This window comes from Methylotenera sp., from assembly GCF_029945705.1.
In the GTDB taxonomy this organism is placed as follows: domain Bacteria; phylum Pseudomonadota; class Gammaproteobacteria; order Burkholderiales; family Methylophilaceae; genus Methylotenera.
On sequence record NZ_JAQSDC010000009.1, the window covers coordinates 37,206 to 47,236 of the forward strand.

The 10,031-nt window shown below is 44.3% G+C and carries 6 protein-coding genes; 1 reads left to right on the plus strand and 5 read right to left on the minus strand.

Going from position 1 to position 10,031, the window contains the following annotated elements; all coding sequences use genetic code 11:
- Positions 1–66: 66 nt before the first annotated feature.
- From PSU78_RS03325 to hrpA, 5 genes are all read right to left on the minus strand, one after another.
- Positions 67–300, minus strand: coding sequence for a hypothetical protein (locus tag PSU78_RS03325; RefSeq protein WP_300384226.1), 234 nt, complete (start codon positions 298–300; stop codon positions 67–69).
- A gap of 60 nt (positions 301–360) precedes the next feature.
- Complete coding sequence (locus PSU78_RS03330; protein ID WP_300384229.1) at positions 361–1,284, minus strand: histone deacetylase family protein; 924 nt, start codon at positions 1,282–1,284, stop codon at positions 361–363.
- Positions 1,285–1,296: 12 nt separating this feature from the next.
- Complete coding sequence (locus tag PSU78_RS03335; RefSeq protein ID WP_300384232.1) at positions 1,297–3,975, minus strand: bifunctional acetate--CoA ligase family protein/GNAT family N-acetyltransferase; 2,679 nt, start codon at positions 3,973–3,975, stop codon at positions 1,297–1,299.
- A gap of 265 nt (positions 3,976–4,240) precedes the next feature.
- Positions 4,241–5,158 carry a hypothetical protein gene (locus PSU78_RS03340; RefSeq protein ID WP_300384235.1) on the minus strand — a complete coding sequence of 306 codons (918 nt, stop codon included), beginning with the start codon at positions 5,156–5,158 and terminating at the stop codon, positions 4,241–4,243.
- A 23-nt stretch (positions 5,159–5,181) separates the two neighbouring features.
- The gene (gene hrpA / locus PSU78_RS03345; RefSeq protein ID WP_300384244.1) at positions 5,182–9,165 is read right to left on the minus strand and encodes an ATP-dependent RNA helicase HrpA; all 3,984 of its coding nucleotides are present in this window, start codon (positions 9,163–9,165) and stop codon (positions 5,182–5,184) included.
- 348 nt (positions 9,166–9,513) lie between these two features.
- On the opposite strand from hrpA, the gene PSU78_RS03350 reads away from it, so the two are divergent.
- Positions 9,514–10,031 (plus strand): hypothetical protein (locus PSU78_RS03350; protein WP_300384238.1); only part of this gene is annotated, 518 nt, incomplete at its 3' end.

Consider the following 10,031-nt stretch of genomic DNA (forward strand, 5'->3'; position numbering starts at 1 on the left):
GCGCATGCCCCAAGTTAGTAGTTCCTCAGCGCAATGTGATTGGCTGTTGATACTTACCAAAGCTAATTAAATATCTTTATTAATACAGTGCGCTTTTGTCGCATCATTGTAGATTTTGCTAATCTCAACATTGCTTACCGAAGCTGAATGTAAGTCATTTTTAAAATGGCTACATTGCTTATTATCGAGGATTTCTTCTGAGACTAGTGCTGATTTCTCGCTTGCAATCATGGCTTGTGTTTGATGAGAACACGCGGTAAAAAATAGCAATAAAGATAAGGCGGTCATTAATTTAGGCATAGTGTTTATTATAGTCCAAGGCTGCTTAATTGACCTATTCGTTAAGTAATTTAAGCATTATTAAAGGTCACTCAAACATTTTACATGCGTCATCACGCATCGCCCTAATGCGTGCAAAGCATAGCCACCTTCAAGTGCCGAGACTATGCGGTTATTCGCGTGGCGTTTGGCAACTGCTTTTAGCTCCTCTGTTATCCATAAGTAATCTTTCTCATGTAAACGTAGGTCGCTCATCTCGTCTTCCCAATGCGCATCGAAACCCGCTGAAATAAAAATCATCTGCGGCTGAAAACGCTCTAGCGCGGGTAACCAATGCTCTGTGACGGCTTCACGAAACTGTTCACCTGTGCTACCTGCTGCGAGTGGTACGTTGATAATATGCTCGTTGCCGCTATCGGCTCCACTATGTGGGTAATATGGGTGTTGAAAAGTCGAACATATCATTACGCGGGGATCATCGTGAAAAATATCTTCTGTACCGTCGCCGTGATGCACATCAAAATCGGCAATGGCGATACGTTCTAAACCATGGTATTCAAGCGCATAAGCAGCTGCGACCGCCACATTGTTGAAAATACAGAATCCAGATGCACTACCACGTTTGGCGTGGTGACCTGGTGGGCGAATATTGCAAAATGCATTATTGACTTTGCCTGTCATGACTAAATCAACACCTTCAACCACCGCGCCAGTGGCGTACAAAGCAGCATCCAAGGTATATGGATTCATCATGGTGTCGCCATCAAGGTCTACTAGGCCAGAATCTGGTGACTGACTAAACACCCAATCGATATATTCTTGAGTATGCGCCAAAGCCAATATCGCTTTGCTGACTTTTGGAGCTTCATAGTGGTCAAGGTAATCAAACAAGCCTGATGCAATGAGCTGATCTTGAATCGCATGAATGCGCGCAGGACATTCAGGATGGTCTGGCCCCATGTCATGTTTAAGAAAGTCTGGATGTGAGATGTAAGCCGTGGTCATGATTTATTAATACTATAAATCGATAGTCACATTTTTAATGCTGCTATCGTCAGGATTAACCGTGGCAGTAAAACCCAAACGTTTCATGAGTTTTAACATGCTGGCATTATTTTTTAGCACTTCACCTTCAATACGTTTTAGGCCTTTAGTACGTGCAATATCCATGAGTGCCGTCATCAATTTATGACCTAAGCCTGTGCCGCGCATACTATCCGCGACAACTAAAGCAAATTCACAGCTTTCACCATCTGGGTTAATAGCATAGCGCGTCACGCCTAGCTCAATTTCTTTGTCATTTTCATTTCTAACCGCTATTAATGCCATCTCGCGGCTGTAATCGATTTGAGTAAATCTTACTAACAATGTCTCGCTGAGCTGCTCTACACTTTTCATAAAACGGAAGTAGCGCGCCTCTTCAGATAGGTTTTTTACAAAATCTTGCACCAGCCACACATCTTCTGGGCGTATTGGTCGAATCACCACATCGGTGCCATCGGCAAGTTGCCAGTGAGTGACTAAGTGCGTTGGATAAGGATATATCGCCATGTGCGCATAGCGGTCGGCACTTGGCGGGCGCACTTCCACCATAATTCGAGCATCAGCAGCCAGCACGCCATTTTCATCTAATATCAATGGGTTGATGTCCATTTCCATTAACATTGGCAGTTCGCACACCATTTCAGAAACCCGCAACATCACGCTTTCAAGCGCTTGCATATTCACTGGCGGCATATTTCTGAATGTGCCTAGCATTTTTGCTACATGCGTATTGTTAATCAGATCTTTTACCAAGAAGTTATTCAATGGCGGCAGCGCTACAGAGCGATCAGCCATAATCTCAACTGTGGTACCACCCGCGCCAAAGGTGATAATTGGGCCAAATACCGGGTCGTTAGTCACGCCTACCATCAGCTCACGACCATTTGGTTTGATTATCATAGGCTGAATAGAAATGCCGTTAATATGTGCATTGGGGCGTTTGCTTTTAACATTTTCAATAATGGAATGATAGGCAGAGCGGATTTCTTGTGCATTTGCTAAATTAAGTACCACGCCACCTACATCAGATTTATGCGTAATATCTGGCGAGTTGATTTTCATCGCAACAGGAAAGCCAAGTTGCTGGGCGATTAACAATGCTTCATTGGGCGAGCGTGCCACCATGGTGTGCGCCACGGGAATATGAAATGCTGATAGCAAGGCTTTAGACTCCATTTCGCCTAAAATCTTACGCTTTTCTTGCAATGCGCCTTCAATAATCATGCGCGCACTTTCAACATCTGGTGCTAAATGGTGGGAGATTGGCCCGGGCATCTGCATTAAAAGCTTTTGGTTTTTATGGTACGCAGAAAGAAAAGAAAATACATCTACTGCAGACTCAGGGTTGCGGAAGCTGGGCATCTTGGTGCGATTAAACGCAGCTCGTGACTCACTTACCTGCGCTTCGCCCATCCATGACGTTAGCAAAGGTTTTTTATATTGATGGCTCAATGCAATCATGGCATTCGCTACTTCTAGCGGTTTAGTCATGGCTTGCGGTGTCAAAATGGTGAGTACGCCATCCACATTTGGATCTTCCAAACAGGCTTTAACCGCAGATTCATATCTATCTACTTGTGCATCACCAATAATATCAATCGGATTACCGTGCGACCATGTGTTCGGCAGCGCTTGATTAAGCGTATTAAGTGTAGCCTCTGACAATACGGCGATTTCTAAGCCTAAATCAATCGCATAGTCGGTTGCCATGACGCCAGGGCCACCGCCATTGGTGACAATCGCCAAGCGGCTGCCAGTCGGGTCAAACCCACATGAAAGCGCCTTAGCAGCGGCGAATAGCTGTGTGATGGTTTGCACGCGCACAACTCCCGCGCGCCTCACAGCCGCATCAAACGCATCATCAGACCCAACGATGGCAGCAGTATGTGAAATAGCCGCTTTAGAAGCCGCAGGATGGCGCCCTACTTTGACCAAAATGACTGGTTTAATACGCGCAGCAGCGCGAATTGAACTCATAAACCCGCGTGCATCATGGATACCTTCGATATACAACAAAATGCTACGCGTTTTTGTATCGGAGATTAAATAATCAAGGATTTCGCCAAAATCTACATCGACCGAAGCGCCCATAGACACCACGTTAGAAAATCCAACATCATTCGCATTTGCCCAATCTAAAATGGCAGTGCACAAAGCACCAGACTGAGAAATAAAGGCAATATTGCCTGAAATGGCGTTACCCTTATTAAAGGTCGCATTCAAGCCAATATCTGGACACATGACACCGAGGCAATTAGGGCCAATCAGGCGAATGCCATAATGACGGGCTTTCTCTAGCACTGACGCTTCCAGTTGTTTTCCTGCCGCACCCGCTTCGCCAAACCCTGCGCTAATAATAATGGCGACTTTTACCTTATTAAGACCACAAGCCTCGATAATATCTGGCACAGACTCAGCTGGTGTGGCAATTACGACCAACTCTACAGGCTCGGCAATTTCAGTAATTGATGCATAAGCCTTCTGACCTTGCACATTGCTATGTTTGGGATTGATGGCATAGAGCTTACCTTGGTAACCACTTTGCAACATGTTTTGAAATACTACCTGCCCAACGGAATCGACACGGTCACTCGCCCCAAACACGGCTACAGATTTAGGTGAAAACAAAGGCTTGAGGTGATGCTGACTCATGGTTTTACATTACCGTTAATAGCGGAATTGTTATGTTAGCGCATTGCCAGCACTTTTATATGATATAGCTCAATCAATACTAGATTTAAGATTTGTAGCACGCATTTTAAGAAAATTACTTTAATCAAAATTTAAACTCTAGTCATCCTCGCGAAAGCGGGGATCCATCTGCTCGTGTTATTAAAGTGGATTCCCGCTTTCGCGGGAATGACGGTAAGCAGATGGTGCTATCTTGAATTTCTATAAAATAAATCCGTCAAAAACTCTAATAAGGCGTGTTCTTATAGTTTGTTCCAAAAAACTCCATCATCATAAATTCTTCTAGTTCCGCACTATCTTGTGGTCGTGCTGACTTCACCACCTCACGGCCTAAGCGTTGAGATTCCCAGTTAAAGTCACCATCATAATGTCGGCGTATCAAAGTGATCATTTTCTTAATCATCACCAATCTAACGTCTTGCCCAGTACTTGCTTCAACCTCAAATGACTCGCGTTTTGCGCTGCTGTAATCATTAGTCCAACCCTTGAATGCAAAGGCCGCATGCCGTCCACTTAAACTGGTAATTTCAAAAATACCATTGGTGCCGACTTTTAAGTTACTTTTAATTCTGTCGTCTCTGACTTTTTCTTGGCTAGGACCCACTTCACGCGCTACGGCATCTGCATTCTGTTTTGCAGCATCTGCCTCCATAGCATTACGCTTGGCTTGTTGTTGCTTAACGTAAGAGGCCATATCAGTTGGCGCTTCATCTGGTTTTGTTTCTTTAGGCGTTAACGGTTCTGGCGTAGGTTGCTTTGTCGAAAGCACATCAGGTACTGAGAAAGTAGATGGCTTAGTACTTTTACTAGGTTTTCGTGTGATGACTTTTGGTGGCGACTTAGTGACTTTAGGTTCGGGCTTAACTGGAGTCGGCTCTGGTATTACTGGGGTTTCAACTTTTGGCGGAGTGGGTGGTGCCAAGCTAACTTCCAACGCCTTTGGTTGCGGTGATGCAGGACTATTAAAGTCAATTTTCGGTAAGAAAACAACTAAAAGCAGGCCATGCACTAACAGCGAAAAGATAATCGCAATCAGCGTATTACGACTAATATTGATGCGAATAAACTTATCGCCACGCGGCTTAAGCAAAAACTCGTCAAATTGGTCGACTGATGTTATTAGCGGAGTCAGGTTATTTTCCATGGGTAGTGACTGGCAACTCACTATTAAGTGATGTCAGCCCATGTTTTTTCTAAACGTTTAAGCGACACTGGAAATGGCGTTTTAAGTTCTTGCGCGAATAATGAGACTCGTAGCTCTTCAATCAACCAGCGGAACTCCTGTAAATCTTGCGAAACATCTAAATGCGCTTGATTCAATGCGTTAACTTTATTTTGCCATTTTTCCCATAACACACCCACGCTACCTGCATTTTTACCATCACGGTCAGGGTTCGCAGGGTGCTTTTCAATACGCAATCTTAAAGCTTTTAAATAGCGCGGCACATGCTGCAAATGCTCCCACGGCGTTTGGCTAAAACAACCTTTATAAACCAGCTGCCCCACTTGCTGATCTAAATCGCGCTTTAGGCGATTGGCTGTCGTCGCCATTTGACTTTGCTTGGTAGTGAGCAGCTGATATTCAGTGGCAATCGCTTGAGCTTGTCTTGCAATGGCTTCACTCACGGCTGGCAAGCGGGTTCTAGCACGTTGTTTCAACTTCATAAACTCGGCATTGGTGCGAGGCAAATCATCTTCACCAATAAAGGCGCGATCGGCAATCGCCGTAATCATATCTTCACGTAAATCTTCTGGCGACATTATGTTTCTAAGCGTTAAAGCGTATTGATTAAAATTTGGCAGACTTTTTTCCAGCTGCTTCATTTGTTCTTTTAACTCAAAACGAATCAATCGGCAAATACCTTTACGTAGATTTACAGCCGCCTCGCGCTCTGTGTCAAAAAGCTTCACTGAAACGCTGTCAATATCATCTTCAAGCGCTGGATAACCAATCACTTTTAAGCCATCGCGCTCAAAACTCAAGGTTTGCGGTAAATCACCAAAATCCCATTGTTTTAGGCCAGTTTTCTCAATATCTGGCGAGGTGTTTCTAAAGGTAAGTTGCGCGGCAGAACCTAATTGTTTTTTAAGCGCATTCCAATCGCGGCCCATGGCAAGCTCGCGGCCTGCATCATCGATGACGCTAAAGTTCATCAGTAAGTGCGCTGGCGTTTCTTCTGTCCAATCATCTACCGAAATTTTTAGTGTCGTCACGCGCTGAATATGGGCTGCCAGCACTTGCTTAATTGCACTTTTTTCAATGTCGCCTTGGCCTACTTTATTTTGGTCTAAAAATACCGTCACAAACTCAGGCACTGGTACGCACACGCGGCGGAAAGTTTTAGGCAAGGCTTTAATCAAGTAAGTCAGCTTTTCACGCAGCATGCCTGGCACTAACCATTCCGTTTGCGTCGGATTCAGTTGATTCAACAGTGCCAACGGAATAGTCGCAGTTACCCCATCCAGCACGTGACCTGGTTCAAAGCGGTATTTCAGATGTGTTTCTACGCCATCCAACTTAATCATTTCAGGAAACTGCACGGCTGTAATCGCATCGGCACCATGGCGCATCAAATCATCGCGAGTGAGATACAACAACTTTGGATTGTCTTTTTCAGCGGTTTCACGCCATTTTTCAAAAGTCGCGGCTTGGAAAATATCAGCTGGTATTTTTGCATCGTAAAAAGCAAATAACTGATGCTCATCAACTAGCACATCTTGGCGACGTGCTTTATGCTCCAACTCTTCAACTTCGGCGATTAAGCGCTCATTTGCAGTGAAAAATGCTGCTCTGGTATCAAACTCGCCACTCGCTAAAGCTTCGCGAATAAATATTTCGCGCGCTTCTTTTGGATTAATTGGCCCGTAATGCACACGGCGCTTAGGAATAATAGTTAAGCCATACAGAGAAACACGCTCCCATGCATTGACCATGCCCATTTTTCTATCCCAGCGCGGGTCAGAATACTGGCTCTCGGTCAAACCTCTTGCCAGCGGCTCAATCCAATCAGGCTCTATCTTTGCGACACAGCGCGCGTAAAGTTTTGAGGTATCTACCAACTCAGCGGCAATCACCCATTTTGGGCGCGTTTTCTTTAGGCAAGAACCTGGCGCCACATAAAAGCGAATACTGCGTGCGCCTGAATAAGCGTCATTGTCGCCATCTTTAAAACCAATATTGCCGAGCAAACCTGCTAATAAGGCTTTATGAATTTGCTCAAAGTTAGCTTCTTTCTCATTAAGCTTAAATTCCATCTCATCGGTAATTTGCTTGATTTGGCTATGTAATTCACGCCATTCTTTTAAGCGTAAAAATGATAAGAAATTGCTATGGCACTGGTTTAGCAAATCTTTGTTCGATTTTTTTGTTTTCAGCGCGCTATCAAAAAAGTCCCAAAGCTTGAGGTAGCTCATAAAATCAGAGCCTTCACCTGCAAATTTCGCATGTGCATTATCTGCCGCTTCGCGCTTATCCATTGGTCGTTCGCGTGGGTCTTGTATGCTCAGCACACTAGCGATAATCAATATCTCGTTGAGACAGCCTTCACGCTTAGCCGCTAAAATCATCCGGCCGACGCGTGGATCTAAAGGCAATCGCGCAAGTTGCAAGCCGATTTCGGTAATCTGGCGCTTACTATCTACCGCACCTAATTCTTGTAATAACAGATAGCCGTCGCTGACCAATCGAGATGATGGCGCTTCGATGAATGGAAACTCCGTTACGTCGCCAAGCTTTAATGCCGCCATGCGTAAAATCACACTCGCTAATGAGCTACGCAGAATTTCAGGCTCGGTAAATTCTGGACGACCATTGAAGTCTTGCTCTGAATACAATCGCACACAAATACCACTTGAAACCCGCCCACAACGGCCTGCACGCTGCTTTGCAGCGGCTTGACTAATTTTCTCAATCTGCAATTGCTCAACTTTTGCGCGCGTGCTGTAGCGGTTCATCCGCGCCAATCCTGCATCAATCACGTACTTAATGCCTGGCACAGTGAGCGAAGTTTCAGCGACGTTAGTCGCCAACACAATACGGCGCGAACTGTGGCTTTTAAATATCTTTTGCTGATCCTCAATGCTCAAACGTGCAAACAAAGGCAACACTTCAATATGCTTTAACTTCGCCGAACGTCCTTGATATTTACGTAAATGGTCAGCAACATCGCGTATTTCACGCTCACCTGGCAGAAACACCAAAATATCACCATCCCCTTGGCGCAATAAGTCATCCGCCGCATCTAGAATTGCTTCTTCGATGGCTTCTTCTTCGTCATCCTCTTCCAGCCAACGTGCCTCTGTTTTAGCTTTTCTAGCAATGCCAAAGATCGTTTCTTCTTCTAAATCAAACTGAGCATTTTCTGCTTCAGCGACTTCTCTGGCGCGAAAGCCCGCTTTACCTAAAGGACGATAGCGAATCTCTACAGGATAAGTGCGACCTGACACCTCAATAATAGGGGCGCCAACAAAATGGTTCGAAAAACGTTCAGCATCAATAGTTGCAGAAGTTACGATAATTTTTAAATCAGGACGCTTAGGTAGTAACTGTTTGAGGTAACCCAACAAAAAGTCAATATTCAGGCTACGTTCATGTGCCTCATCGATAATGATGGTGTCATAAGCATTCAGAAATTTATCGCCCTGCGTTTCTGCCAACAAAATACCATCTGTCATCAGCTTGATATAACTAGATTCTGACAGCTTATCGTTAAAGCGCACCTTATAACCAACCACTTCACCCAACGGGCTTTGCAGCTCTTGCGCGATACGCGATGCCACTGAGCGCGCCGCAATTCGACGTGGCTGCGTATGCCCAATTAAACCAGCAACACCTCGACCAAGCTCAAGGCAAATTTTAGGGATTTGTGTCGTTTTACCAGAACCCGTTTCACCACAGATAATCACCACTTGGTTGTTTGAGATAGCCGCCGCAATTTCATCTTTTTTGCCGCTCACTGGCAATTCAAGTGGATATTCTGGCTTAGGTAAACCTGCTAATCTAGCCGCGAACTTCTGCTGAGAACTACGCACCTTTTGCGCCACCTCACCCAACAACCGTTGAGCTCTCGCAACAGATTTTTCATCCTTTAACTTTTGCAATTCCGCTGCATCACGCATTTTCCGCCGTAAGATATGGCGGTCAGCAAGCATACAAGTTTGCAAAGCAGTAGCTAAACTGGTTGAATTTGACGCACTAGGAATTGGATTTGCAGGTTTATTCACATTCATAGGTCGGCATTTTAACATGAGACCACACCTCACAGCCTTAACATCCCCTGCTTTTACGCCGAGCAGCAAAGCTTGATGGACCTTTATGCAAGCGGCTTTTTGAGCTTGTTTCTCCTGCCCCGAAATAATTACGAGTAGCTAGGAGTCTTAACGAATAAGAGTACCTTCGTATTGCATACAGACTACACTGACTTATTATTTATATATACCTACTGTAAGCTATACTTAAATAACCAATTTCAAATAAACTAAAATAAACAAGAGGAACCAATGCTAAAACCATTAAACCTGATCACATTTTTATTTCTAGCATTCATACTCAATATTTCAACTGTCAATGCAGCCAACATTACTTTAAATGACCTTGGCTCCAATGCAGCAAACATAATTTACGAAGGGAAAATTGTAAAGGGTGACTCTAAAAAAATATCTAGCATTATTAATAAGTATAAAGGTTACATTGTTAGCATAGAACTAGACAGTCTTGGCGGGGATGTTGAAGAAGCCATAAGGGTTGCAGACATAATAGAAAGGTTTCAAATTTCATCAACTGTACCAAAAAGTAAAATTTGTGGAAGTGCCTGTTTTTTTATATTTATTGCAGGAACAAACAGAATGGCATCAGGAATTGAAGAAAAGGGTAATTCTGATGCGCCTCTTGGCTTTGTAGGTATTCATCGTCCATTCTTAGCAGAACCGTCGTCAGGATATGTAGCTAAGCAACAAGCGGTAATTGCGTATTACGGCTATCGTGACCGATCAAAACGGACTATCGTGACCAGTTGCGC